This window comes from Pseudomonas sp. YA1 (assembly GCF_058680555.1).
Genome location: NZ_JBZWBG010000031.1, coordinates 24,431 through 48,893, shown reverse-complemented (window position 1 = coordinate 48,893; position 24,463 = coordinate 24,431). Strand labels below are relative to the sequence as shown.

Genomic DNA, 24,463 nt, shown 5'->3' with positions numbered 1-24,463 from the left:
CCAGATCCAGACCAATGCGACTAAGGTTCATGCTGACTCCCCCTCCGGGACTTGTGGCTGCACCATTAGTCTGGCGCTTGACGCCGTAGGAGGGAGGAGTCCATTTCATTGCCCTACCGGGAGTGGTGTAGGGTGGATAACGGCGCGGACGTCATCCGCCGAGCGGATTCGTCCCGCACGGCCTGTCTCAGAACGCCACCTTCACCCCCGCCTCGATGCCGCGTCCCGCCGCCGGCACCCGGTCGCGCAGGATCGAACTGGCGTAGCGCACGGTCTGGTTGGTCAGGTTGGTGCCCTTGACGAAGGCCAGCCAGCGGCTCTCGCCGAGGTCGAAGTTGTAGCCGAGGCTGGCGCCGAGGGTGGTGTAGCCGTCGGTGGAGAGTTCTTCCTCCGGCACGCGGTGCTGCGAGGCGGCGTGTTCGACGTCGACCCGCGCCTGCCACTGCTGCAACTCCCAGATCAGCGCGGTGTTCAGGCGCAGCGGGGCGATGCGTGGCAGCGGTTCGCCGGTGTCCTTGTTCTTGGCGCGGGTGTAGTCCCCGGAGAGTTCCAGGTCGAAGTTGCCGTACGGGCTTTCCAGCAGGTGGATGCGGTCCTGCGCCTCGACGCCGTAGAAGTCCGCGCGAACGCCGCTGTAGAGGTATTCCGGTAGCGCCTCGTCGTCGCCGGCGGCGACCACTTCGCCTTCCTCGTTGCGATGGCGACCGCTGGCGAGCAGGCCGATGTAGTTGGAGAAGCGGCTGTAGAACACCCCGACGCTGCCCTTGTGCACGCCGTTGTCGAAGCGCAGGGCGAGGTCGGTGGAGACCGCCTTTTCCTTGTCCGCGTCGGCATCGCCTACCTCGTAGGTGCCGGTGGCGGCGTGCGGACCGTTGGCGTACAGCTCGTAGAAGGTCGGTGCGCGCTCGGTGTAGCTGAGGGTGGCGGCCAGCGACCAGATCGGCGTGAGCTTGTACACCGCGCCGGTGGACAGGCTGCCGGTGGTGAAGCTCTGCGAACCGTCGTTCTCGGCGAAGCGCTCGTTGCCCTTGGCGTCGGGGTCCACGCGGGTGTGCTCCAGGCGGGCGCCGAAGCTGAGGTCGAGGCGGTCGCTGAGCTTCCATTCCTCCAGGGCGAACAGCGCGGCGCTGTCGGTTTCCGTGTGCGGCACGAAGGCTTCCTCGCCGAGGGCGGAGAAGCGGCTGTTGGCGAACTGCGCGCCGACCACCCCGTTCAGCGGGCCGAGCGGGCGGTGGCGGGCCTCGATGCGGCCTTCGTAGCCTTCGTTCTTGAAGGTGGTGCCGGTCTCGCCGTCCTCGATTTCCTTGTGCTCGTACTTGGTATAGGCGGCGTCCAGCTTCAGCGAGGTGAACGGGCCTTCGAGGTCGCGGATCTCGGAGGCGAAGGCGTAGCGGTCCTGCTGCATCTTCAGGCGCACGTCGTCCTCGGCCGGCGAGCCATAGTTGCTGTCGTAGCCGCTGTAGGAGAGGCCGGCGTAACCGTGCTCCCAGTGATAGGAGCCACCGACGGCGCCGCCGTCCTGGCGGCCGTCGCTGTTCTGCACCCGATGCTTGCCGGTGTCGCCGTCGATCTGCCGCTGGCGGCTGGAATGGGCGTAGCCGGGAATCCTGACGTCGTTGAACTCGCGGCTGGCGGCGTCCACGTGCAGGGCGAAGTTGCCGTCGCCGGCCTCCAGTGCGCCGGAGCGGCTACGGGTGGTGTCGGCGCCGCCATAGCGCAGTTCGCCGCTGCCGTGGATGCCGTCGACGGGTTCGCTGGGGATGCGGTTGTCGAAGCTGTTCACCACCCCGCCGATGGCATTGCCGCCGTAGAGCAGGGCGGCCGGGCCGCGTACCACTTCCAGGCGTTCGACACTGTTGGGGTCTTCCGGCACCGCGTGGTCGTAGGACAGCGACGAGGCGTCGAGCGCGCCGACGCCGTTGCGCAGCAGGCGGATGCGGTCGCCGTCCATGCCGCGGATCACCGGTCGGCTGGCGCCCGGTCCGAAGTAGGTGGAGGACACCCCGGGCAGGCCGTTGAGGGTTTCGCCGAGGCTGCCTTTCTGACGCAGGGTCAGCTCGTCGCCTTCGAGCACGCTGCTGGGCGTGGCGGGAGATTCGTTGCCCAGTGGGTTGGCGGTGATCACCTGGGAGGGCAATTCGCTGGGGCGGCCGTCGGCGCCGAGCGTTTCCCCCGAAACGATCAGGCAGGCCAGCGCCAGTGGCGTGAGAGGCCAGAGCGGACGGGAAGGGAAAAGGCCGGAAGAGGACATTGCGGGCTCCATGGTCATGGGTCGAACTTTTTTCAGGCCAAAGCGAACCCAGGCCCTTCCCGGAGGAGGGGCGACGGGGTCGGATCGGCGTATTTATTGGGATGTTATATTATTTCTTTTTGTGTCGATAGACCCGCGTAGCCACTCTGCATGGCGTCGTGCCGACGAGCAGCGGCAATGTCCGCATGCCTGCCGGCGAAGAGGAACGGGAAAGTTCCGCGGCCAGGAGTTTTCCGCAAAAACTCCAGAGTCTTTCGCAAGAATCGCCCCTCTCGCAGCCACTACATTCCGCTATCCGCTGGTGCCTCGCGCCGGCGGAATGGGCCTGACCCATACTGATCCGTATTCCCGCGCCACAGGACGTGCCGCGCCGCCGGCACAACCCGTCGGCGGCGGTGCCCCGGGCAATGGACGCCTGGCCGGACTTCTTTCAATAACAATGGCTCCACAAGAGGAGGGCGTGATGTTCAAAGCCAGTCACGTCTTGCAGGGCGAGGACCAGACCCGGTCCGCAGCCGAATTCTTCCCTGTCATCAGCGCCAACTACGCGGTCGACGAGGAAGCCTACCTGGGCGAACTGCTGCAGCTCGCCGACCCCGGTCCCGACGGCATCGAGGCTATCCGCCGCAACGCCCGCGCACTGATCGAAACCGTGCGCAGCCGGGACAACGCCGTCGATACCCTCGACGCACTCCTGCGCCAATACAGCCTGGACACCCAGGAAGGCCTGATGCTGATGTGTCTGGCCGAGGCGCTGTTGCGTGTGCCTGACGCGGCGACCGCCGACGCGCTGATCCGCGACAAGCTGTCCGCCGCCGACTGGCAGCGCCATCTCGGCCAGAGCGACAACGTTCTGGTCAATTTCGCCGCCTGGGGCCTGGTGATGACCGGCAAGGTGGTGAACATCGACGAACGCACCGACGGCCGCGCCCCGAGCGTCATCAGCCGGCTGGTGCAGCGCTCTGGCGAACCGGTGATCCGCGCCGCGATGAATCAGGCGATGAAGCTGATGGGCAAGCAGTTCGTGCTTGGCCGGACCATCTCCGAAGCGCTGAAGAACGGTCGTCCATGCCGCGAGCAGGGCTACACCTATTCCTTCGACATGCTCGGCGAGGCCGCGCTGACCGCCGCCGACGCCGAGAAATACATGGCCGACTACCGCCAGGCCATCGACACCGTCGGCGCCGAGCCGCAGGTCGGTCCGGGGCCGCGGCCGTCGATCTCGATCAAGCTCTCGGCGCTGCATCCGCGCTACGAAGTGGCGCAGCGCGAGCGGGTGCTCAGCGAGCTGTTCGCCAACGTCCTGGAACTGGCGGTGCGCGCGCGCAAGCTGAACGTCGGCATCACCATCGACGCCGAGGAAGCCGATCGCCTGGAGCTGTCCCTCGAACTCTACGAGAAGCTGATGCGCGACCCGGCCATCGCCGGCTGGGGCGAGTTCGGCCTGGTCATCCAGGCCTACTCCAAGCGCTGCCTGCCGGTGCTGGTATGGCTGACCCTGCTCGGCCGCGAGCTTGGCGCACGCATCCCGCTGCGCCTGGTGAAGGGCGCCTACTGGGACAGCGAGATCAAGCAATGCCAGGTGCAGGGCGCCGACGGCTACCCCGTCTACACCCGCAAGGAAGGCACCGACACTTCCTACCTGGCCTGCGCCCGCTACCTGCTCAGCGAGCACACCCGCGGGGTGATCTACCCGCAGTTCGCCAGCCACAACGCCCACACCGTGACCGCCATCCTCGCCCTGGCCGACGAAGCCAGGGCCGCCGGCGGCGAGGAGCGCGACTTCGAGTTCCAGCGCCTGCACGGCATGGGCGACGCGCTGTACGACACGGTGATCGAGAAGTACCGCCGCAACGTGCGCATCTACGCCCCGGTCGGCGCGCACAAGGACCTGCTGCCGTACCTGGTCCGCCGCCTGCTGGAGAACGGCGCCAACTCTTCCTTCGTGCACAAGCTGGTGGACCCGCGCGTGCCGGTGGAGACGCTGATCCAGCACCCGGTTACCCAACTGCGCCAGTTCAAGACGCTGGCCAACGACCGTATCCCTCTGCCCCAGGCGATCTTCGGCGCCGGGCGGAAAAACTCCCAGGGCATCAACATGAACATCCAGAACCAGTGGAACGAGCTGGAGCTCGCCTACAAGCCGCACCTGACCCGCCAGTGGCAAGCCGCGCCGATCGTCAACGGCGAGAAACTTTCCGGCCCGGCCCACGAAGTGCGTTGCCCGTACGACCTGGAGAGGCTGGTCGGCAGCGTCCAGTACGCGTCCGCCGAGCAGGCCGGCAAGGCCCTCGACGTGTTGCAGGCGGCCTGGCCGCGCTGGAGCGCCACCCCGGTGGACGAGCGTGCCGGCATCCTCGAGCGTCTCGCCGACCTGCTGGAAGCCCAGCGCGGCGAGCTGATGGCGCTGTGCACCCTGGAAGCCGGCAAGTCGTTGCAGGACGGTATCGACGAGATCCGCGAGGCGGTCGACTTCTGCCGTTACTACGCCCAGCAGGCCCGCCAGCGCCTGGTCCGCGAGGAATTGCGCGGCCCGACCGGCGAGCGCAACGAACTGTTCTACGAAGGCCGCGGCATCTTCGCCTGCGTCAGCCCGTGGAACTTCCCGCTGGCGATCTTCCTCGGCCAGATCAGCGCCGCGCTGGTGGCCGGCAACACCGTGCTGGCCAAGCCGGCCGAGCAGACCAGCCTGATCGCCGCGCGCACCGTCGAACTGATGTTCGAAGCCGGCCTGCCGAAGGACGTTATCGCCCTGCTGCCGGGCGACGGCGCCACCCTCGGCGGCGTGTTCTGCCGTGACGCGCGGGTCGCCGGGGTGGCCTTCACCGGCTCCACCGACACCGCCCGCATCATCAACCGCCAACTGGCCGAGAAGCCCGGCGCCATCGCCACCCTGATCGCAGAGACCGGCGGGCAGAACGCGATGATCGTCGATTCCACCGCTTTGCCGGAACAGGTGATCAAGGATGCGGTACAATCCGCGTTCACCAGCGCCGGCCAGCGCTGCTCCGCGCTGCGCGTGATGTACGTGCAGCAGGACATCGCCGAGCGGGTGATCGAGTTGCTCAAGGGCGCCATGGCCGAGCTGAAGGTCGGCCCGACCGACGTGCGCGTCAGCGACGTCGGCCCGGTGATCGACGCCGAGGCCAAGGCCGGCCTGGAGCAGCACATCGCCGCGCTGAAGGCCGCCGGCAAGCTGATCGCCGAGACCAAGGTGCCGGGCAACCTGAACGGTCACTTCGTCGCTCCCGTCGCGTTCGAGATCAGCGGCATCGACGAGCTGAAGAAAGAGAACTTCGGCCCGGTGCTGCACGTGGTGCGTTATGCCGCGCAGGACCTGGAAAAGGTCGTGCAGGCGATCAACGCCACCGGTTTCGGCCTGACCATGGGGGTCCATAGCCGCAACGAGGAAACCGCCCGTCGCATCGAAGAGCTGGCGCGGGTCGGCAACCTCTACATCAACCGCAACCAGATCGGCGCGGTGGTGGGCGTGCAACCGTTCGGCGGCCACGGGCTGTCCGGCACCGGTCCCAAGGCCGGCGGGCCGAACTACCTGCTGCGTTTCGTCAGCGAGCGCACCACGTCGGTGAACACCACCGCGGTGGGCGGCAACGCGTCGCTGCTGTCGCTGGCCGACGCCGAGTGATACTCCGTTCCCGGGCGCCTTGGCGCCCGGGTCGGTTTCCGGGGTTCGCCGTGGCGGACGCCGAGGGAAATGACCGCCGTTCCGGTGCGTGCCCGGAGCGGACCATAAAGGACGATTTTCCCTGCCCGACAGGGGAGGGATCGTGAGGCGTGGGCCTGTTCGGACTCGTTTGAGGCCACCCACGTTTCCGGCTTGCTCCGGCAAGCGCTCACGGAGTGACGCCACAAGCGCCATTCTGCCAACCAAGGGCCCGCTACCCGTTGCTTGCACACGCAAGGGCCCGGATAAAAACAAGCAATAGGGGAGTCCCTATGAGTGTCAATACGCCCACGCTGATCACCTTCGTGATCTACATCGCGGCCATGGTCCTGATCGGCCTGGCGGCATATCGCTCCACCAACAACTTCTCCGACTACATCCTCGGCGGCCGCAGCCTCGGCAGCTTCGTCACGGCGCTGTCCGCCGGCGCCTCCGACATGAGCGGCTGGCTGCTGATGGGCCTGCCCGGCGCGGTGTACCTGTCCGGCCTGTCCGAAAGCTGGATCGCCATCGGCCTGATCGTCGGCGCCTACCTCAACTGGCTGTTCGTCGCCGGCCGCCTGCGGGTGCAGACCGAGCACAACGGCAACGCGCTGACCCTGCCCGACTACTTCACCAACCGCTTCGAGGACAACAGCCGCCTGCTGCGGATCTTCTCGGCCCTGGTGATCCTGGTGTTCTTCACCATCTACTGCGCTTCCGGCATCGTCGCCGGTGCGCGCCTGTTCGAGAGCACCTTCGGCCTCTCCTACGAGACCGCGCTGTGGGCCGGCGCCGCGGCGACCATCGCCTACACCTTCATCGGCGGCTTCCTCGCGGTGAGCTGGACCGACACCGTGCAGGCCTCGCTGATGATCTTCGCGCTGATCCTCACCCCGGTGATCGTGATGCTCGCCACCGGCGGCGTCGAGCCGACCTTCACCGCCATCGAGCTGAAGGACGCGACCAGCTTCGACATGCTCAAGGGCGCCTCCTTCATCGGCGTGATCTCGCTGATGGCCTGGGGCCTGGGCTACTTCGGCCAGCCGCACATCCTGGCGCGCTTCATGGCCGCCGATTCGGTGAAATCGATCCCGGCCGCGCGCCGCATCTCCATGACCTGGATGATCCTCTGCCTCGGCGGCGCCGTGGCCGTGGGCTTCTTCGGCATCGCCTACTTCCAGGCGCATCCGGAGCAGGCCGGCGCGGTCAGCGACAACCCCGAGCGGGTGTTCATCGAGCTGGCCAAGATCCTGTTCAACCCGTGGGTCGCCGGCGTGCTGCTGTCCGCCATCCTCGCCGCGGTCATGAGCACCCTGAGCTGCCAACTGCTGGTCTGCTCCTCGGCGCTCACCGAGGACTTCTACAAGGCCTTCCTGCGCAAGGGCGCCAGCCAGCTGGAACTGGTCTGGGTCGGTCGCGCCATGGTGCTGCTGGTGGCGGTGATCGCCATCTGGCTGGCCGCCAACCCGGAAAACCGCGTGCTCGGCCTGGTGTCCTATGCCTGGGCCGGCTTCGGCGCCGCCTTCGGCCCGCTGGTGCTGTTCTCCCTGCTGTGGAAGCGGATGACCCGCAACGGCGCGCTGGCCGGCATGATCGTCGGCGCGGCGACAGTGATCCTGTGGAAGAACCTGCTGGGCTGGACCGGCCTGTACGAGATCATCCCCGGCTTCCTCTTCGCCAGCGTCGCCATCGTCGTCTTCAGCCTGCTCGGCAAGGCGCCTTCGACGAGCATGCTCAAACGCTTCGACGATGCGGAGCAGGAGTACCGCGAGGCGCACCAGGGTTCCGCCGCTCCGGTAACCCAGCGCTGATCGAGCCTGCGGGCGGGTGAAGCGCCCGCGCATGGAGACGGCCCGCCCCGCAAGGTGCGGGCCGTCGTTTTTTCCGGCGGCTGCTGCGCCTCTCCGCGCAGGACGGATAACGGCAGCCGCGTTGTCTCTGTCCCGCCGCGCCGCTCAGGCGTCCCGCTCCAGCCGGCAAGCGTGCCCCGACTGTCGTGCCTCCAGCCTCAGCCATTCGAAGAATGCCTTCACCGGCGGATGACGTTCCCGTCCGGGCACGCATAGCGCGCTGTAGCCGGCGCCGTCGACACTGATATCCGCTCTGTAGGGTTGCAGCAGGCCGCTGGCGACGCTTTCCGAAACCAGGATCGAACTGGCCAGCACCAGTCCCTGGCCGGCGATGGCCGCCTGCAGGGCATAGTGCTCCTCGTCGTACTGGCGGATCACCGGCTGGCCCTCCATCCAGTTTTCGCCGGCCTGCGCGCACCAGGCCTCCCAGCCGTGGGCGTAGAGCCTGGAGTTGTGCCAGCGCACGCTGATCAGGGTCGGCTGCCGTTCTCCGGCCAGGGCGACCTGGGCCGGCGAGCCATAGACCGCGAAGCATTCGTCGAACAGGCAGAGACCGTAGAAGTTCGGGTAGTCGTCGAGGCTGTAGCGGATCACCAGGTCGATGCTGGCGTCCTGGTGCAGGTCGAGGACTTCGCAGTTGGTGTCCAGGCGCAGGTTGATCTGTGGGTGCGCGGCGTAGAAGCGGCCGAGACGCGGCACCAGCCAGAGGGCGGCGAAGGCCGGGGTGGTGGAGACCGTCAGGTTGCCGCCGCTGCGCTGCGGCCGCAGCGTGTCGACGCTCTGCGAAATTTCCAGCAGGGCTCCGTGCAGGCTGCGGAACAGCCGTTCGCCGCAGTCGGTCAGGCGCACTTGCCGTGGCAGGCGCTGGAACAGCGGAACGCCGAGCCAGGCTTCCAGCGAACGGATCTGGTGGGAAACCGCGGTTGGCGTTACCGCAAGCTCCTCGGCGGCGGCCTTGAAGCTCGACTGACGGGCCGCCGATTCGAAGGTGCGCAACGCGGTCAGCGGCAGGGAAGCGAACATTGGAATCTCCATGGATGAACTGAATTCATCCTGAACAACTATTGCTCATTTGTCGGGAACCCCCGCTGCCAATAATTTCTGGCTCAAGGCGAAGGGGCTTTAGGTCATTCGAGTCTAGCCGAATCCAAGGAGATACAGATGAGTAGAATTCTTGCAGTGCATGCCAGTCCGCGAGGCGAGCGCTCGCAGTCCCGGCGTCTCGCCGAGGTTTTCCTGGCGGCCTATCGCGAAGCCCATCCGCAGGCCCGCGTGGCTCGCCGCGAAGTCGGCCGGGTACCGCTTCCGGCGGTCACCGAGGCCTTCGTCGCCGCCGCCTTCCATCCCCAGCCGGAACAGCGTTCGCTGGCGATGCAGGCCGACCTGGCGCTGAGCGACCAACTGGTCGGTGAACTGTTCGACAGCGACCTGCTGGTGATCTCCACGCCGATGTACAACTTCAGCGTGCCCAGCGGCCTGAAGGCCTGGATCGACCAGATCGTGCGCCTCGGGGTGACCTTCGATTTCGTCCTCGACAATGGCGTCGCCCAGTACCGGCCGCTGCTGCGCGGCAAGCGTGCGCTGATCGTCACTAGTCGCGGTGGCCATGGCTTCGGCCCGGGCGGCGAGAACCAGGCGATGAACCACGCCGATCCCTGGTTGCGCACCGCGCTGGGTTTCATCGGCATCGACGAGGTCACGGTGGTCGCGGCGGAAGGCGAGGAATCCGGCGGCAGGTCCTTCGAGGACTCCTGCGCCGAGGCGGAACAGCGCCTGCTGGCGCTGGCGCGGTCGGCCTGAGGAGCCGCCATGGCCTGGTTCCATCTGCTGGTGGCGGCGGCCTTCGAGGTCGCCTTCGCCATGGGCATGAAGTTCTCCAACGGCTTCGGCAGGCTCTGGCCATCGCTGCTGACGGTGGTCGCGGCGATCGGCGGGATCTATTTCCTGACCCTGGCGCTGCGCGAGTTGCCGGTCAGCGTCGCCTATCCGATCTGGACCGCGATCGGTTCGCTGGGCACGGTGTTCCTCGGCGTCCTGCTGCTTGGCGAGAGCCTGACGGCGGTGAAGCTGATTTCTGTCGGGTTGATCGTCGCCGGGGTGGCCGGGCTCAAGTAAGCGATGCGGCATTTGGCCTACAATCGGCCGCGTTTCCGTTCCTTCGAGAGCAGCCATGCTGACCACCCTGGCGGTGTCCAACTACCGCACCCTGCGCGACCTGGTGATGCCGCTGCGGCGCCTGAACCTGATCACCGGCGCCAACGGCGCCGGCAAGTCCAACGTCTACCGGGCCTTGCGCCTGCTGGCGGACAGCGCGCGCGGCGAAGTGATCCCGTCGCTGGCGCGCGAGGGCGGCCTGCCGTCGACCCTGTGGGCGGGACCGGAGGACATCAGCCGGGCCATGCGCAGTGGCGCCCAGCCGATCGAAGGCAGCGTGCGCCGGCAGTCGGTGAATCTGCGCCTGGGCTTCGCCGGGGAGGATTTCGGTTATTGCATCGACCTCGGCCTGCCGGAGCCAAGCAAGAGCAAGTTCGGTCTCGACCCGGTGATCAAGCGCGAATGCATCTGGGCCGGCCCGTTCCTGCGCCCGGCCAATGTCCTGGTCGACCGTCGCGGGCCGTTGTTGCGCGCACGCGGCGGCGGCGGTCGCTGGGAAGTGGCGGCGCAGCACCTCGCCACCTTCGACAGCATGCTGGGCGCGGCGGTGGACCCGCGACAGGTGCCGGAACTGCTCGGCCTGCGCGAGCGGATCCGCTCCTGGCGCTTCTACGACCATTTCCGCAGCGACGCCGAGGCACCGGCGCGGCGGCCGCAGATCGGCACCCATACGCCGGTGCTGGGCGCCGACGGCGCCGACCTGGCCGCGGCCCTGCAGACCATCCGCGAGATCGGCGATGCTGCGGCGCTGGACGAAGCGGTGGACGATGCCTTTCCCGGCAGCCGCCTGCACATCGACAACCCGGGAGGGCGCTTCGACGTGCTGATCGAGCAGCCCGGCCTGCTGCGGCCGCTGCGCACCGCGGAGCTGTCGGACGGCACCCTGCGCTACCTGCTGTGGATCGCCGCCCTGTTGTCGCCGCGGCCGCCGGCGCTGCTGGTGCTCAACGAACCGGAAACCAGCCTGCATCCCGACCTGCTGCCGGCCCTCGGGCGCCTGGTCGGCCAGGCCGCGCAGTACTCCCAGGTGCTGGTGGTGTCGCACGCCGCGCGGCTTGTCGCGACGCTCGAAGAACACCCGGAATGCCATTCGCTGGGGCTGGAGAAGGACTTCGGCGAGACCCGCATCCAGGGGCTGCGCGAGCTGGACCGGCCGGCCTGGTACTGGCCGGTGCGCTGAACCGCTACAGGCGGCCGATCTGTTGCGGCGACAACGGTACCTGGCAGCGGGTGGCGGTGCGTGGGTCGAGGTAGTCCCTGAGGAGCGGTGCCATGCCCTTGAGTACCTGCACCGGCAGGGCCGAGGTGAACTTGAACTGGCTCGACTCGCTGCCGTCGACGTAGGCGGTGAGGGTACCGAAGTGCCGCGGGCCGATGTAGAAGACGAAAGTGGCGGTGCGGTTCAGTGCCTTCGAACTGCGCACATGGCCGCCGGCGCTGAAGGTCTGCAGGCGGTTGTCGCCGGTGCCGGTCTTGCCGCCCATCACCAGCGGCGCGCCGTCCGGACGGCTGAAGGTGCCTTGCAGGCGCCGCGCGGTGCCGGCGTCGACCACCTGGGACAGCGCGTTGCGCAGGGTGGTGGCGACCTCCGAGGTCATCACCCGCTGGCCGAGGGTGGCTTCCGGGGCGAAGCGCGTCTCGTAGGGCGTACCCAGGGCGAAGTCGAGGTGCTCCAGGCGCAGGGTCGGCATGCGCACGCCATCGTTGACGATGATCCCCATCAGTTCGGCCAGCGCCGCCGGGCGGTCGCCGGAGCTGCCCAGGGCGGTGGCGTAGGAGGGCACCAGGTGATCGAAGGGATAGCCGAGTTTCTTCCATTGCTGGTGCAGATCGAGGAAGGCCTCCACCTCCAGCAGGATGCGGATGCGCTTGTCGCGGGCGTTCTTGTGCCGCGACTTGAACAGCCAGCCGTAGACCTCCTTGCGCTCGGCGCCGCTGGCCGCCACCGCCTCGCCGAAGGTCGCCTGCGGCTGCTTCTGCAGATAGCCGAGCAGCCATAGCTCCAGCGGGTGCACGCGGGCGACGTAGCCCTGGTCGTTGAGGTTGAACTTGCCCGGGCCGTAGCGCTCGTACAGCTCGGCGGCGCGCTTGTCGGTCAGGCTGCCGCGGGGCAGGCGTTCGCGGAGGAAGGCGCTGAAGCTCGCCAGGTCGGCCTGTGGCTGCAGGTAGCGATGGATCGCAGCCAGCCGCACCGGCCAGGGACGCAGGCCGTCGAGGAAGGTCTCCAGGCGCTGGTTGGCGTCCTTGTCGCGGTACTTGACCCAGAAGCGGCGCAGGTAGACCTGGCTTTCCTTGTCGACGAAACGGTCGAGATAGTCGGCGCGGCGCGGGTCCTTGTCGTCGGCCAGCAACTGCACCTTGCTCCCGGCGTTCTGGTAGATGTCGTGGCGGATCAGGTCGCGCAGCAGGCGCACGAAGGGCAGGTTGATCGATTCGCGCAGGGCTTCCAGCAGCATTGGCCGGCGGCCGTTGTCTTCCTTGCGGAAGTTGTTGAAGGTGTGCAGCCCGCCGCCGGTGAAGAAGCTCTCGTAGGGGCTGGCCGAATAGCGCCGTTCCATGGCCGCCTGGAGCATCGCGGAAAGATCGCGGTCGCGGCTGGCCACCAGGTGGTCGATGCCCCAGCGGAGGATGAAATCGAGCGGCTCCACTTCCACCTTGCGCAGCTCGGCGACGCTCATGCCGCCATAGTCGCGGTGGATCTGCGCGACGGTCTCCAGGTAGCTGGCCAGCACCCGTAGCTTGGCGGTGGAGCCCAGCTCCAGCTTGCTGCCTTCGTTGATGTCGAAGGGCTGGTCGGTGTTGTCGGTCTGCACCCGCACTTGGTTGCCGCTCGGCGTACGTTCGAACAGGGTGAAGCTGTAGCGTACCGAGCGGGTCGAGGTCGGGGTCAGCAGGCGTTCGCCGATCAGCCCGAGCTGGGCGGCGTAGTCCGGGTCGGCGAGTTTCTGCAAGTAGGCGGTGACGCTTTCCTGCAACTCGTGCTGGAGGGTGGTATTGGCCCGCAGGTCGAGACGGTCGAGGTCGTACAGTGGCACGCCGAGCATCCCGGCCAGGCGGGTGCGAGCCAGGGTCACGCCCTTGTTGGTCGGCAGCGGTTGCACCGTCGGCTGGCTGCGTGGGTCGCGGAACGCCAGCTTCTGCGCCAGCGCCGCATCGCGTAACGGCGCCTCGATGACGCCGGCCTGGGTCAGGACCCGCAGGTGGCTGTCGGTCATCCGGTCCAGCTCGTCGCGGCCGCGTGGCGCCAGATAGAAGGAAGGCCGGCGGTGGGCGATCATCAGCGCCAGCACCTGGCGCAGGGCCAGGCCCTGGGCGGTGAGTCCGGCCTTGCCGTCGAGGGCCTCGCCGACCTGCCGGTAGTCGGCGCCGTACCAGACCCACAGGCCATCGGCCAGGCCGGTGACCTCGCCGTAGCCCGGCGCCGCCGACAGCGGCACCGAGTTGAGGTAGGTGAGCACGATGTCCTGGCGCGCGGCGAAGTTGGCCGGGCCTTCGCGATAGCTGCGTACGCTGGCCGAGAGCATCTGCCGCAGCTTGTCGCCGATGCTGCCGGTGCGCCCTTCGGCAGAGTGGCGGTATTTCTCGATCTGGGTCGCCAGGGTGCTGCCGCCGGAGGAATGCGCGCTGAAGCCGAGCATCTTGCCGACCTGCGACAGCGCCGCCTGGGTGAAGCGACCCCAGTCCACGGCCGGGTTGAGGTAGGGGCGTTCGTGATCGAGCAGGTCGCGGTTCTCGATGAACAGCAGGCTCTGCACCGCCAGCGGCGGCAGGCTGGCGAAGTTCGCGTAGCGCCGTTGCGGATAGCGGAAGTCGTAGATCGGCACGCCGCGGCAATCGGCGATGTCCAGCCCGGCCTGGGCCTTTTCCGCGTAGGGCGGGAACAGCCGGTGTTCGGCGTAGCGCATCAGCGCCGGGGAGAAGTGCGCCTGGCGGGTGATGGCGTAGTCGCGGTCGTACAGGCGCTGCATGAACGAAGGCAGCAACTGGTAGCCGAGGCGGCGGTCGAAGGGGCCGTCCGCCGGGAACAGGATGGCCTCGCTGGGACCCTGGCGCACCTCGTAGTCCAGGGTCGCGGCGTAGCGTGCCAGCTCGCGTGCCTGCAACCGCGAGGTGTGCGCTTCGTGAAGGACCACGATGCCTACCGCGGCGAGGATCGGCAAGGCGAAGCCGATCAGCATCAGGCGTTGGCGGAGACGGCTTTTTCGAGGAGAAGCGGAGGCAGGGAGACTGCAGGGTTGCAGCTCGGAAGGGTCGTTCGTGGATCGTTCTGATGCACCCATGCTCGCACCGCCTGTAGCTGCGCAATTCATCCGCACCTGGGGGGAAGTCTAGTTGTCCCGCTGCAACCCTGCTGTCATTCGTGCAAGGAAAATCTCCCCGACGGCAATCGGACGACCGAGGATTGGAGCGGCGTGGCGCAGGGGTTAGAGTGTCTGTCTGAGTTCCTTGTGTTTCGGGTCCGGAATGTCGATGCGCACACTTTTCCCCCTTCTCGTCGGTGTCGTCCTGGCGGGTTTCTCCGGCCTCGCGGCGCAGGCCGCGCCGGCACCCTTCTACAAATGGCAGAGCAAGCTCGACGGCCAGGTCGCCTGCATGCAGACCTCGCCGGGAGACGGCTGGGTCAGGCTCGACGGCCCCTACCGCGATCTCCGCTGCCGCGAGCCTCTGCGCTGACCCCATGGAGCGCAGCCGACGGCTCGAGCGCAGCTGGCGCGGCAATGCCGAGGCCTGGGCCCGCGCCGTGCGCGAGGGACGCCTGGAAAGCCGCCGCCTGGCCACCGACGACGCGATTCTCCAGGCGCTGCGCCAGCGCGCGCCGCGGCGCCTGCTGGATATCGGCTGCGGCGAGGGCTGGCTGTGCCGGGCGCTGGCCGGCGAGGTCGGTGAATGCGTCGGCATCGACGCCTCGCCGGAACTGATCGAACTCGCCCGCGCGGCGGGCGGCGGCCGCTTCCGGCGCCTGGCCTACCGCGAGCTGGATGCGGCCTCGGGGCTCGGTCGTTTCGACGCCCTGGTGTGCAATTTCTCCCTGCTCGACGAAGACCTTGCCGGTTGCCTGGCGGCCTGGCCGGCGCTGCTGGAAAGCGGCGGCGAGTTGCTGATCCAGACCCTGCATCCCTGGGCTGCCGGCGACGAGGACTACCGCGACGGCTGGCGCGAGGAGCGCTTCGACGGTTTCGGCGAAGGCTTCCGCGACAGCATGCCCTGGTATTTCCGCACCCTGGAGTCCTGGCTGGCGCTGCTCGACGGCAGCGGCTGGCGCCTGCGGGGCCTGAGCGAAACCGTCCATCCCCGGCTCGGCAGGCCGCTGTCCCTGTTGCTGCGGGCGGGACTCGCCGAGTGAAACCTTTCAGCCCCGCAATGGGCGTTGCAGAGCGCTTACGCCTTTGGTCCAGTTGCCCTGTCGCGGGGCATGACGGCCTCGAAATCTTGTGTAAAACTCCGGCCCGACCTCAGTTGTAGTCGACTCCCGCAATGCCCACGTTCGCTCCACGAGAGCGGACAGCCTCTTCCGGTGTGCAGTCCTGGAACCTATGACGCCCCGTCGTCGCCTGCTGTGCGGTATCGCGCAGGGGCCGCGCCGTTGGCGAAATCCGCTTCCCTACCCCGACCGCACGAGCGAGTCCGCAACTGATCTATCTCAATAACAAAATGAGGTTGTTCCCATGTCGTCTGTCGGCGAACAGAAGGTTCAAGACGGCTCCCTGAAGCGCGAGCTCGGTGAGCGACACATCCGCCTGATGGCGCTCGGCGCCTGTATCGGCGTCGGCCTGTTCCTGGGCTCGGCGAAGGCCATCCAGATGGCCGGCCCGGCCATCATGATCTCCTACATCCTCGGCGGCCTGGCGATCCTGGTGATCATGCGCGCCCTCGGTGAGATGGCGGTGCACAATCCGGTGGCCGGTTCCTTCAGCCAGTACGCCAAGGACTACCTGGGCCCGCTGGCGGGCTTCATCACCGGCTGGAACTACTGGTTCCTCTGGCTGGTGACCTGTGTCGCCGAAATCACCGCCGTCGCCGTCTACATGGGTATCTGGTTCCCCGACGTGCCGCGCTGGATCTGGGCCCTGGCGGCCCTGGCGAGCATGGGCACGATCAACCTCATCGCGGTGCGTGCCTTCGGCGAGTTCGAGTTCTGGTTCGCCCTGATCAAGATCGTCACCATCCTGGCGATGGTGGTGGTCGGCATCGGCATGATCGCCTTCGGCTTCGGCAACGACGGCATCGCCACCGGCATCTCCAACCTCTGGGCCCACGGCGGCTTCATGCCCAATGGCATCCAGGGCGTGCTGATGTCGCTGCAGATGGTGATGTTCGCCTACCTCGGGGTGGAAATGATCGGCCTCACCGCCGGCGAAGCGCGTAACCCGACCAAGACCATTCCCAGCGCGATCAACTCGGTGTTCTGGCGCATCCTGCTGTTCTATGTCGGCTCGCTGTTCGTGATCATGTCGCTCTATCCGTGGAACGAGATCGGCACCCAGGGCAGCCCCTTCGTGATGACCTTCGAGCGCATGGGCATCAAGACCGCCGCCGGGATCATCAACTTCGTGGTGATCACCGCCGCGCTGTCGTCCTGCAACGGCGGCATCTTCAGCACCGGGCGCATGCTCTACAGCCTGGCCCAGCATCGCCAGGCCCCGGCCTTCTTCGGCAAGGCCTCGCGCAGCGGCGTACCGCGCCGGGCGCTGATCCTGTCGATCCTGGCGCTGCTGCTGGGCGTGTTGCTGAACTACCTGGTGCCGGAGAAGGTGTTCGTCTGGGTGACCTCCATCGCCACCTTCGGCGCGATCTGGACCTGGGCGATGATCCTGCTGGCCCAGTTGCGCTTCCGCAAGACGCTCAGCCCGGCCGAGTGCGACAAGCTGCAATACCGCATGTGGCTGTACCCGCTCAGTTCCTACCTGGCGCTGGCGTTCCTGGTGATGGTGGTGGTGCTGATGGCCTTCTTCGAGGACACCCGCATCGCCCTCTACATCGGCCCGCCGTTCATCCTGCTGCTGACCGTCCTGTACTACGCCTTCAACCTGGCGCCGAAGGAGCCTGCCGGCGCCGGCGCGGTAAGCCGCGCGGCGTCCTGAGCGGTGTAGCGCCGGAAAAGAAAGAGGGCCTCGGACGAGGCCCTTTTTTCGTTGCGCCGATATCCGGCCCGGTGCGGCGGATAACGCCGTTGGCGTTATTCGCCCTACCCAGGCTGGGGCATCAGCCCGCCAGCATGCTCAGCATCACCGCCGCCAGCAGGCCGACGTACACCCGCGCATGCAGCGCATCGGGAATCCGCCCGATCAGCGGGGTCGCCAGGCGGATGCCGAGCCAGCCGCCGCCGGCCAGAGCGGCGAAGGCCAGCAAGTCGATGTAGCCGACGAAGCCTCGGCCCAGGCCTTGCTCCTGGTAGCCGGCCAGGACCAGGTAGGTAAGGGTGCCGCCAAGGGCCACCGGCAGGCTCAGCGGGTTGGCCATGGAGGTCGCCTGGGTCATGCTCAGCCCGCAGCGGCGCAGCAGCGGTACGGTCATCACGCTGCCTCCGACGCCGAGGAAGGTGGCGATCGCACCGATCAGCGTTCCGCCCAGGCGCGTCTCGCCGACACCCAGCGGCCGCGCCTGGCGCTCCTCGGCGCGGCTGAGGAAGCCGCGGCGCAACAGGCAGTCGAGGATGGTGATGGCGAGGTAGGCGACGAAGGCCAGGCGGATGAAGTCGCCGCTGGCCAGGCCGACCAGCGCCGCGCCGAGCACCGCGCCGACACCGATGTACGCGCCCAGCGGCCAGACATAGGCGCGCAGCAGACTGCCGGCGCGCCGGTGGCGATAGGTGGCGAGGGCGGCGTTGACGATCATCACGCAGGTCGAGGTGGCCACCGCGACCTGCATGGCCGCCTGGGCCAGCGGGTCGTCGGCGGCGCGACCGAGTTGCAGCAGGTGATAGAGCAGCGGCACCACCACGAAGCCGCCGCCAAAGCCGAACAACACGGCGCTGACCCCGGTGAGGCAGCCGCAGAGAAAGAGCAGGAGATAGAACATGGCGGGTTTCCGGAGCGAGAGCGGAAGGCCAGCTTAGGTGTCCCGGGGTTGGCCCGCTTCGCGAGGTTGGCCAATACTATTCGTGTTTCGGCCAGGTGCTTCGACCATGCGCAACGCTTCCATCGAGCAGTACGACGCCACGCCCCGGGCCGTGGTGGCCATGGGTACCGACTATCCCGACGGCTACCTGCTGCCGCGCCATCGGCACCGTCGCGCGCAATTGCTGTACGGTGCCAGCGGAGTGATGCAGGTGCGTACCGGCGACGCCGGCTGGGTGGTGCCGCCACAGCGCGCGGTGTGGATTCCGCCGGGCGTCGAGCACGAGGTGCGAATGCTCGGGGTGAGCACCCGCAGCCTGTACATCGAGCCCGGCAGCGCCACGGCGATGCCGGCGCACTGCCAGGTGCTGGCGGTGTCGCCGTTGCTGCGGCAACTGTTGCTGGCGGCGGTGGACATGCCCCTGGAATACGACACCGAAGGTCGTGACGGCGCGCTGGCGACGCTGTTGCTCCATGAGCTGGCGGCGGCCGAGACGCTGCCGCTGCACGTGCCCTTGCCGCCCGAGCCGCGCTGGCTGGCGCTTTGCGAGGCGTTCCTCGTCGAGCCCGACATCCGCGCCAGCGCCGAGCGCTGGGCCGGGCTGCTGCATACCAGCCTGCGCAGTTTCAACCGCACCTTCCGTCGCTACACCGGCCTCAGCTTCGGGGCCTGGAAGCAACGCGCCTGCGTGGTGCAGGCACTGGCGCGGCTGGCCGGCGGCGAAACGGTCACCGCCATCGCCCTGGACTGCGGCTACCAGAGCCCGGCAGCCTTCTCGACCATGTTCCGCCGGGTCCTCGGCCAGCCGCCCAGCGCCTTCCAGGCGGGCACGCTCAGATCGCCAGGAGGTCCATGAAGCGGTTCACCGGCGTGGCTTCCAGTGACGCCTGGTGGCTGCACAGGTCGAAGATCCTCTGGCAGCGCTGCGGCGGGAAGCGCGTGGCCAGGTTGGCCTTGAACTTCTCCTGCAGCAGCGGAATGCCTTCGGCGCGCCGGCGGCGATGGCCGAGCGGGTACTCCACGGCGACCTGGCCGGTGCTGCTGCCGTCGTCGAAGAACACTTCCACGGCGTTGGCGATGGAGCGCTTGTCCGCCTCCAGGTATTCACGGCTGTAGCGCGGCTCCTCGACGATCTCCATTTTCTCGCGCAAGCGGTCGATCAGCGGGTGGGCGGCGTGGAAGGCGTCCTCGTAGTGCTCGGCCACCAGGTCGCCGAAGATCAGCGGCACGGCGGTCATGTACTGCAGGCAATGGTCGCGGTCGGCGGGGTTGGCCAGCGGGCCGACCTTGGAAATGATGCGGATCGCCGACTCGTGGGTGGTGATGACGATGCGGCTGATCCGTTGCAGGCGGTCCTTCACCAGCGGATGCAGGCGCACGGCGGCCTCGGCGGCGGTCTGCGCGTGGAATTCGGCGGGGAAGCTGATCTTGAACAGTACGTTTTCCATCACGTAGCTGCCGTAGCCCTGGGGGAAGCTGAAGCGCCGCTTGTCCTCGGGCTTGGTCGCCAGGTCCTTGCTGGTGTGGCTGAACAGGACATCGTAGAAACCCCACTGCGGCGCGCTGAGCACGCCGGGGATGCCCATCTCGCCGCGCAAGGCGATGTCCGCCAGGCGTACGCCGCGGCTCGTCGCGTCGCCAGCAGCCCAGGACTTGCGCGAGCCGGCGTTCGGTGCGTGACGGTAGGTGCGCAGGGCCTGGCCGTCGACGAAGGCGTGGGAGAGGGCGGCCAGCAGTTGCTCGCGGTCGGCCCCCATCAGCTTGGCGCAGACGGCGGTGGACGCGACCTTGACCAGCAGCACATGGTCGAGGCCGACGCGATTGAACGAGTTCTCCAGGGCGATCACGCCCTGGATCTCGTGGGCCATGATCATCGCTTCCAGTACCTGGCGCATGCTCAGCGGCGCTTCGCCGTTGGCCAGGCGTTTCTGCGAGAGGTGGTCGGCGACGGCGAGGATGCCGCCGAGGTTGTCCGAGGGATGGCCCCACTCGGCGGCCAGCCAGGTGTCGTTGTAGTCCAGCCAGCGGACGATGCAGCCGATGTCCCAGGCGGCCTTGACCGGGTCGAGCCGGAAGGAGGTGCCCGGCACCCGCGCGCCGTGCGGGACCAGGGTGCCCTCGACCAGCGGGCCGAGGTGCTTGGTGCATTCCGGGAAGCGCAGCGCCAGCAGGCCGCAGCCGAGGGTATCCATCAGGCAGTTGCGGGCGGTGTCCAGGGCCTCCGCGGAATCGATGCGGTAGTCCAGCACGTAGTCGGCGATGTCCTGCAGGACGGCGTCGTAGTCGGGACGTTGGTTGAGATCGACGTTGGCACTCATCGCGTACTCCAGTGGTTCGTAAGTGGTGGGTTTCCTCTCGGGTCAGGCTGGTTCGGGGATGGTTTTTCTTGTCGTGGCTGCAAGACGCCCCGGCCTTTCGCGGTGGCGGAAGGCCGGAGCAAGGATAGGTCGGTTCAGAAGGCCTCGCCGGGTACGCGCACCCAGCCTTCCATGAGGATTCGCGCGCTGCGGCTCATGATCGCCTTGGTCACCGTCCATTCGCCGTTCGCCTGGCTGGCCTCGGCGCCCACTCGCAGGGTGCCGGAGGGATGGCCGAAGCGTACCGCGCTGCGTTCGCCGCCGCCGGCGGCGAGGTTCACCAGGGTGCCGGGAATGGCCGCGGCGGTGCCGATGGCCACCGCCGCGGTACCCATCATCGCGTGGTGCAGCTTGCCCATGGACAGCGCGCGGACCAGCAGGTCGATATCGCCGGCCGCCACCAGCTTGCCGCTGGCGGTGCGGTAGTCGCGGGGCGGGGCGACGAAGGCGATCTTCGGCGTGTGCTGGCGGGTCGCGGCTTCCTCGGGGGTCTTGATCAGGCCCATGCGCAGGGCGCCGGCGACGCGGATCCGTTCGAAGCGCGCCAGTTGCTGCGGGTCGCCGTTGATCTCTTCGCGCAGCTCGGTGCCGCGGTAGCCGATCTCCTCGGCATTGACGAACACCGTGGGAATCCCGGCGTTGATCATGGTCGCCTTGAAGGTGCCGACCCCCGGCACCTCCAGGTCGTCCACCAGGTTGCCGGTGGGGAACATGGCGCCGCCGTCCTCGCCGTCGTCGGACGGGTCGAGGAATTCCAGCACGATCTCGGCCGCCGGGAAGGTCACTCCGTCCAGCTCGAAGTCGCCGGTTTCCTGGACTTGGCCGCCGCTCACCGGCACGTGGGCGATGATGGTCTTGCCGATATTGGCCTGCCAGATGCGTACCTCGCAGATGCCGTCTTCCGGTATCCGCGCCGGATCCACCAGCCCGGCGTGCAGGGCGAAGGCGCCGGCCCCGGTGGAGAGGTTGCCGCAGTTGCCGCTCCAGTCGACGAAGGGCTTGTCGATGGAGACCTGGCCGTAGAGGTAGTCGACGTCATGGCCCGGCTGGCTGCTCTTCGAGAGGATCACGCACTTGCTGGTGCTGGAGGTGGCGCCGCCCATCCCGTCGATGTGCGCGGCATAGGGGTCGGGACTGCCGATCACCCGCATGAACAGCCGGTCGCGCGCCTCGCCGGGGACCCGGCAGGATTCCGGCAGGTCTTCCAGGCGGAAGAACACGCCCTTGCTGGTGCCGCCGCGCAGGTAGGTGGCGGGGATGCGGATCTGGGGTGGGTGGGCCATGCGTCGTCGTCCTCGGCAATCGAATTCAGGGGCAGCGGATGCGTTCGACAGCCGCTGCCGGTCGTCGGCGGATGACGCTACGCGTCGTCCGTCCTACCAGGGTGTTTCGCCGGCGCCATCAGGCGCCGGCCGCCTCCAGGAAGTCCTGGGCGAAGCGTTGCAGTACGCCGCCGGCTTCGTAGATGGAGACTTCCTCGTCGCTGTCCAGGCGGCAGGTCACCGGCACTTCGAGCCGCTCCCCGTCGCGCCGGTGGATGACCAGGGTCAGGTCGGCGCGCGGCCGGCGAGCGCCGAGCACGTCGAAGGTCTCGCTGCCGTCGATCCCCAGGGTCAGGCGGGTGGTACCCGGCTTGAACTCCAGCGGCAGCACGCCCATGCCGATCAGGTTGGTGCGGTGGATGCGCTCGAAGCCCTCGGCGACGATCGCCTCCACCCCGGCCAGGCGCACGCCCTTGGCCGCCCAGTCGCGCGAAGAACCCTGCCCGTAGTCGGCGCCGGCGACGATGATCAGCGGCTGCTTGCGCTCCATGTAGGTCTCGATGGCTTCCCACATGCGCATCACCTTGCCTTCCGGCTCGACCCGCGCCAGCGAACCCTGCTTCACGCTGCCGTCGGCGTTGCGCACCATCTCGTTGAACAGCTTCGGGTTGGCGAAGGTCGCGCGTTGCGCGGTGAGGTGGTCGCCGCGGTGGGTGGCGTAGGAGTTGAAGTCCTCCTCGGGCAGGCCCATTTTCGCCAGGTATTCGCCTGCCGCGCTGTCGGCGAGGATCGCGTTGGACGGCGACAGGTGGTCGGTGGTGATGTTGTCCGGCAGCACCGCCAGCGGGCGCATGCCGCGCAGGGTGCGTTCGCCGGCGAGGGCGCCTTCCCAGTACGGCGGGCGGCGGATGTAGGTGCTCGTCGGGCGCCAGGCGTAGAGCGGGTCGACCTTCTCGCGCTCGCCGTGGGTGATGTCGAACATCGGGATGTAGACCTGGCGGAACTGCTCGGGCTTCACCGCCGCCCTGACCACCGCGTCGATCTCCTCGTCGCTCGGCCAGAGGTCCTTCAGGCGGATCTCCTTGCCGTCCACCACGCCGAGCACGTCGCGCTCGATGTCGAAGCGGATGGTCCCGGCGATGGCGTAGGCCACCACCAGCGGCGGCGAGGCGAGGAAGGCCTGCTTGGCGTAGGGGTGGATGCGCCCGTCGAAGTTGCGGTTGCCGGAGAGCACCGCGGTGGCGTATAGGTCGCGCTCGACGATCTCCCGCTGGATCGCCGGGTCGAGGGCGCCGGACATGCCGTTGCAAGACGTGCAGGCGTAGGCCACCACGCCGAAGCCGAGGGCTTCCAGGTGCGGCAGCAGGCCGGCTTCGCGCAGGTATTCGGTGACCACCTTGGAGCCGGGTGCCAGCGAGGTCTTCACCCATGGCTTGCGGACCAGGCCGAGGCAGTCGGCGTTGCGCGCCAGCAGGCCGGCGGCGATAACGTTGCGCGGGTTGCTGGTGTTGGTGCAACTGGTGATCGCGGCGATGATCACCGCGCCGTCCGGCATCAGGCCCTCGGCTTCCTCGGCGCGGGCCCGCTCGAGGTTGCCGGCGATGCCTTTCGCCGCCAGTTCGCTGGTGGCGACCCTGGCGTGCGGATTGGACGGGCCGGCCATGTTGCGCACCACGCTGGACAGGTCGAACTTCAGTACCCGCTCGTACTCGGCGTCTACCAGGCTGTCGGACCAGAGTCCGGCGGTGCGCGCATAGGCCTCCACCAGGGCGACCTGCTCGTCGTCGCGGCCGGTGAGGCGTAGGTAGTCGATGGTCTGCTGGTCGATGGCGAACATCGCCGCGGTGGCGCCGTATTCCGGAGCCATGTTGGAGATGGTCGCGCGGTCGCCGAGGGTCAGGCTGGAGGCGCCTTCGCCGTAGAACTCCAGGTAGGCGCCGACCACCTTCTGCTTGCGCAGGAACTCGGTCAGGGCCAGCACCACGTCGGTGGCGGTGATGCCCGGCTGGCGACGGCCGCTCAGCTCGACGCCGACGATGTCCGGCAGGCGCATCCAGGAGGCGCGGCCGAGCATCACGTTCTCCGCTTCCAGGCCGCCGACGCCGATGGCGATCACGCCCAGGGCGTCGACGTGCGGGGTATGGCTGTCGGTGCCCACGCAGGTATCGGGGAAGGCCACGCCGTCGCGCGCCTGGATCACCGGCGACATTTTCTCCAGGTTGATCTGGTGCATGATGCCGTTGCCCGGCGGGATCACGTCGACGTTGCGGAAGGCCTGCTTGGTCCAGTCGATGAAGTGGAAGCGGTCCTCGTTGCGGCGGTCCTCGATGGCGCGGTTCTTGGCGAAGGCCTCGGGGTCGTAGCCGCCGCATTCCACCGCCAGCGAATGGTCGACGATCAGTTGCACCGGCACCACCGGGTTGACCTGGGCCGGGTCGCCGCCCTTGTCGGCGATGGCGTCGCGCAGGCCGGCGAGGTCGACCAGCGCGGTCTGCCCGAGGATGTCATGGCAGACCACCCGCGCCGGGTACCAGGGGAAGTCGAGGTCGCGCTTGCGCTCGACCAGTTGGCGCAGCGAAGCCTCCAGGGTCGCCGGGTCGCAGCGGCGCACCAGGTTCTCGGCGAGCACGCGGGAGGTATAGGGCAGCTTGGCGTAGGCGCCGGGCTGGATCGCCTCGACCGCCTCGCGGGCGTCGAAGTAGTCCAGGCGGGTGCCGGGGAGCGGTTTGCGGTGTGCGCTGTTCATGGCTCGGACTCAATCACGGGGTGTTCGGAAGCGTGTCGCTCGCGCCGTGGCGCAGCCCACGCCGGCCTTTCGAATTCTGGGTGCGGCAACCGTCCGGCGCGCTCGTGTTCGGCGCGCC

At 68.0% G+C, this 24,463-nt stretch carries 16 protein-coding genes; 9 read left to right on the top strand and 7 right to left on the bottom strand.

The window, feature by feature from the left end:
- Positions 1-187: 187 nt before the first annotated feature.
- Positions 188-2,251, bottom strand: coding sequence for a TonB-dependent receptor (locus tag AC4OR5_RS30065; RefSeq protein ID WP_003101985.1), 2,064 nt, complete (start codon positions 2,249-2,251; stop codon positions 188-190).
- Positions 2,252-2,714: 463 nt separating this feature from the next.
- Here AC4OR5_RS30065 and putA point away from each other — a divergent pair, with 463 nt between their 5' ends.
- Complete coding sequence (gene putA, locus AC4OR5_RS30060) at positions 2,715-5,897, top strand: bifunctional proline dehydrogenase/L-glutamate gamma-semialdehyde dehydrogenase PutA (RefSeq protein WP_003085590.1); 3,183 nt, start codon at positions 2,715-2,717, stop codon at positions 5,895-5,897.
- A 311-nt stretch (positions 5,898-6,208) separates the two neighbouring features.
- Positions 6,209-7,729 carry a sodium/proline symporter PutP gene (putP, locus tag AC4OR5_RS30055; RefSeq protein ID WP_003085592.1) on the top strand — a complete coding sequence of 507 codons (1,521 nt, stop codon included), beginning with the start codon at positions 6,209-6,211 and terminating at the stop codon, positions 7,727-7,729.
- A 144-nt stretch (positions 7,730-7,873) separates the two neighbouring features.
- Here putP and AC4OR5_RS30050 read toward each other — a convergent pair whose 3' ends face one another.
- Complete coding sequence (locus AC4OR5_RS30050; RefSeq protein ID WP_079743458.1) at positions 7,874-8,803, bottom strand: LysR substrate-binding domain-containing protein; 930 nt, start codon at positions 8,801-8,803, stop codon at positions 7,874-7,876.
- Between the two features lie 126 nt (positions 8,804-8,929).
- On the opposite strand from AC4OR5_RS30050, the gene azoR1 reads away from it, so the two are divergent.
- The 3 genes from azoR1 to AC4OR5_RS30035 are packed head-to-tail and all read left to right on the top strand — an operon-like array spanning position 8,930 to position 11,102.
- Complete coding sequence (gene azoR1, locus AC4OR5_RS30045; RefSeq protein WP_003120774.1) at positions 8,930-9,568, top strand: FMN-dependent NADH-azoreductase AzoR1; 639 nt, start codon at positions 8,930-8,932, stop codon at positions 9,566-9,568.
- 9 nt (positions 9,569-9,577) lie between these two features.
- A complete protein-coding gene (locus AC4OR5_RS30040) occupies positions 9,578-9,883 on the top strand; it encodes a DMT family transporter (RefSeq protein ID WP_003085598.1) in 306 nt (101 codons plus the stop codon).
- 55 nt (positions 9,884-9,938) lie between these two features.
- Positions 9,939-11,102, top strand: coding sequence for an AAA family ATPase (locus AC4OR5_RS30035; protein WP_073700295.1), 1,164 nt, complete (start codon positions 9,939-9,941; stop codon positions 11,100-11,102).
- A gap of 4 nt (positions 11,103-11,106) precedes the next feature.
- On the opposite strand, the gene AC4OR5_RS30030 is transcribed toward AC4OR5_RS30035, so the two are convergent.
- Positions 11,107-14,232: a transglycosylase domain-containing protein gene (locus AC4OR5_RS30030; RefSeq protein WP_031693836.1), complete on the bottom strand. Its 3,126-nt coding sequence runs from the start codon at positions 14,230-14,232 to the stop codon at positions 11,107-11,109.
- Positions 14,233-14,386: 154 nt separating this feature from the next.
- Between AC4OR5_RS30030 and AC4OR5_RS30025 the strand changes: the two genes are divergently transcribed.
- The 3 genes from AC4OR5_RS30025 to AC4OR5_RS30015 all read left to right on the top strand — a co-directional run bounded on the left by AC4OR5_RS30025 (position 14,387) and on the right by AC4OR5_RS30015 (position 17,004).
- The gene (locus AC4OR5_RS30025; protein ID WP_009875978.1) at positions 14,387-14,596 is read left to right on the top strand and encodes a hypothetical protein; all 210 of its coding nucleotides are present in this window, start codon (positions 14,387-14,389) and stop codon (positions 14,594-14,596) included.
- A 4-nt stretch (positions 14,597-14,600) separates the two neighbouring features.
- A complete protein-coding gene (locus tag AC4OR5_RS30020; RefSeq protein ID WP_031639890.1) occupies positions 14,601-15,266 on the top strand; it encodes a class I SAM-dependent methyltransferase in 666 nt (221 codons plus the stop codon).
- 322 nt (positions 15,267-15,588) lie between these two features.
- Positions 15,589-17,004, top strand: coding sequence for an amino acid permease (locus AC4OR5_RS30015; RefSeq protein ID WP_003109752.1), 1,416 nt, complete (start codon positions 15,589-15,591; stop codon positions 17,002-17,004).
- A 121-nt stretch (positions 17,005-17,125) separates the two neighbouring features.
- Here AC4OR5_RS30015 and AC4OR5_RS30010 read toward each other — a convergent pair whose 3' ends face one another.
- The gene (locus AC4OR5_RS30010; RefSeq protein ID WP_058156866.1) at positions 17,126-17,941 is read right to left on the bottom strand and encodes a sulfite exporter TauE/SafE family protein; all 816 of its coding nucleotides are present in this window, start codon (positions 17,939-17,941) and stop codon (positions 17,126-17,128) included.
- A 106-nt stretch (positions 17,942-18,047) separates the two neighbouring features.
- Between AC4OR5_RS30010 and AC4OR5_RS30005 the strand changes: the two genes are divergently transcribed.
- Positions 18,048-18,836, top strand: coding sequence for an AraC family transcriptional regulator (locus AC4OR5_RS30005; RefSeq protein ID WP_034049240.1), 789 nt, complete (start codon positions 18,048-18,050; stop codon positions 18,834-18,836).
- Here AC4OR5_RS30005 and prpD read toward each other — a convergent pair.
- The 3 genes from prpD to acnD form a co-directional block, all read right to left on the bottom strand.
- Positions 18,814-20,298 carry a 2-methylcitrate dehydratase gene (gene prpD, locus AC4OR5_RS30000; protein ID WP_003109750.1) on the bottom strand — a complete coding sequence of 495 codons (1,485 nt, stop codon included), beginning with the start codon at positions 20,296-20,298 and terminating at the stop codon, positions 18,814-18,816. The two genes, AC4OR5_RS30005 and prpD, sit on opposite strands and share 23 nt — an antisense overlap.
- 134 nt (positions 20,299-20,432) lie before the next feature.
- Complete coding sequence (gene prpF / locus AC4OR5_RS29995) at positions 20,433-21,620, bottom strand: 2-methylaconitate cis-trans isomerase PrpF (RefSeq protein ID WP_003085624.1); 1,188 nt, start codon at positions 21,618-21,620, stop codon at positions 20,433-20,435.
- A 118-nt stretch (positions 21,621-21,738) separates the two neighbouring features.
- Positions 21,739-24,345: a Fe/S-dependent 2-methylisocitrate dehydratase AcnD gene (gene acnD / locus AC4OR5_RS29990; protein ID WP_058160725.1), complete on the bottom strand. Its 2,607-nt coding sequence runs from the start codon at positions 24,343-24,345 to the stop codon at positions 21,739-21,741.
- Between the last annotated feature and the right edge of the window lie 118 nt (positions 24,346-24,463).

What these genes read in the sequence shown, in the direction of transcription:
- putP (WP_003085592.1), top strand. Translation starts at nt 6,209, where the DNA reads ATGAGTGTCAATACGCCCACGCTGATCACCTTCGTGATCTACATCGCG.
- AC4OR5_RS30030 (WP_031693836.1), bottom strand. Translation starts at nt 14,232, where the DNA reads ATGAATTGCGCAGCTACAGGCGGTGCGAGCATGGGTGCATCAGAACGA.
- AC4OR5_RS30065 (WP_003101985.1), bottom strand. Translation starts at nt 2,251, where the DNA reads ATGTCCTCTTCCGGCCTTTTCCCTTCCCGTCCGCTCTGGCCTCTCACG.
- AC4OR5_RS30050 (WP_079743458.1), bottom strand. Translation starts at nt 8,803, where the DNA reads ATGGAGATTCCAATGTTCGCTTCCCTGCCGCTGACCGCGTTGCGCACC.
- AC4OR5_RS30005 (WP_034049240.1), top strand. Translation starts at nt 18,048, where the DNA reads ATGCGCAACGCTTCCATCGAGCAGTACGACGCCACGCCCCGGGCCGTG.
- AC4OR5_RS30020 (WP_031639890.1), top strand. Translation starts at nt 14,601, where the DNA reads ATGGAGCGCAGCCGACGGCTCGAGCGCAGCTGGCGCGGCAATGCCGAG.
- AC4OR5_RS30015 (WP_003109752.1), top strand. Translation starts at nt 15,589, where the DNA reads ATGTCGTCTGTCGGCGAACAGAAGGTTCAAGACGGCTCCCTGAAGCGC.
- AC4OR5_RS30035 (WP_073700295.1), top strand. Translation starts at nt 9,939, where the DNA reads ATGCTGACCACCCTGGCGGTGTCCAACTACCGCACCCTGCGCGACCTG.
- AC4OR5_RS30040 (WP_003085598.1), top strand. Translation starts at nt 9,578, where the DNA reads ATGGCCTGGTTCCATCTGCTGGTGGCGGCGGCCTTCGAGGTCGCCTTC.
- putA (WP_003085590.1), top strand. Translation starts at nt 2,715, where the DNA reads ATGTTCAAAGCCAGTCACGTCTTGCAGGGCGAGGACCAGACCCGGTCC.
- acnD (WP_058160725.1), bottom strand. Translation starts at nt 24,345, where the DNA reads ATGAACAGCGCACACCGCAAACCGCTCCCCGGCACCCGCCTGGACTAC.
- prpD (WP_003109750.1), bottom strand. Translation starts at nt 20,298, where the DNA reads ATGAGTGCCAACGTCGATCTCAACCAACGTCCCGACTACGACGCCGTC.
- AC4OR5_RS30025 (WP_009875978.1), top strand. Translation starts at nt 14,387, where the DNA reads ATGTCGATGCGCACACTTTTCCCCCTTCTCGTCGGTGTCGTCCTGGCG.
- azoR1 (WP_003120774.1), top strand. Translation starts at nt 8,930, where the DNA reads ATGAGTAGAATTCTTGCAGTGCATGCCAGTCCGCGAGGCGAGCGCTCG.
- prpF (WP_003085624.1), bottom strand. Translation starts at nt 21,620, where the DNA reads ATGGCCCACCCACCCCAGATCCGCATCCCCGCCACCTACCTGCGCGGC.
- AC4OR5_RS30010 (WP_058156866.1), bottom strand. Translation starts at nt 17,941, where the DNA reads ATGTTCTATCTCCTGCTCTTTCTCTGCGGCTGCCTCACCGGGGTCAGC.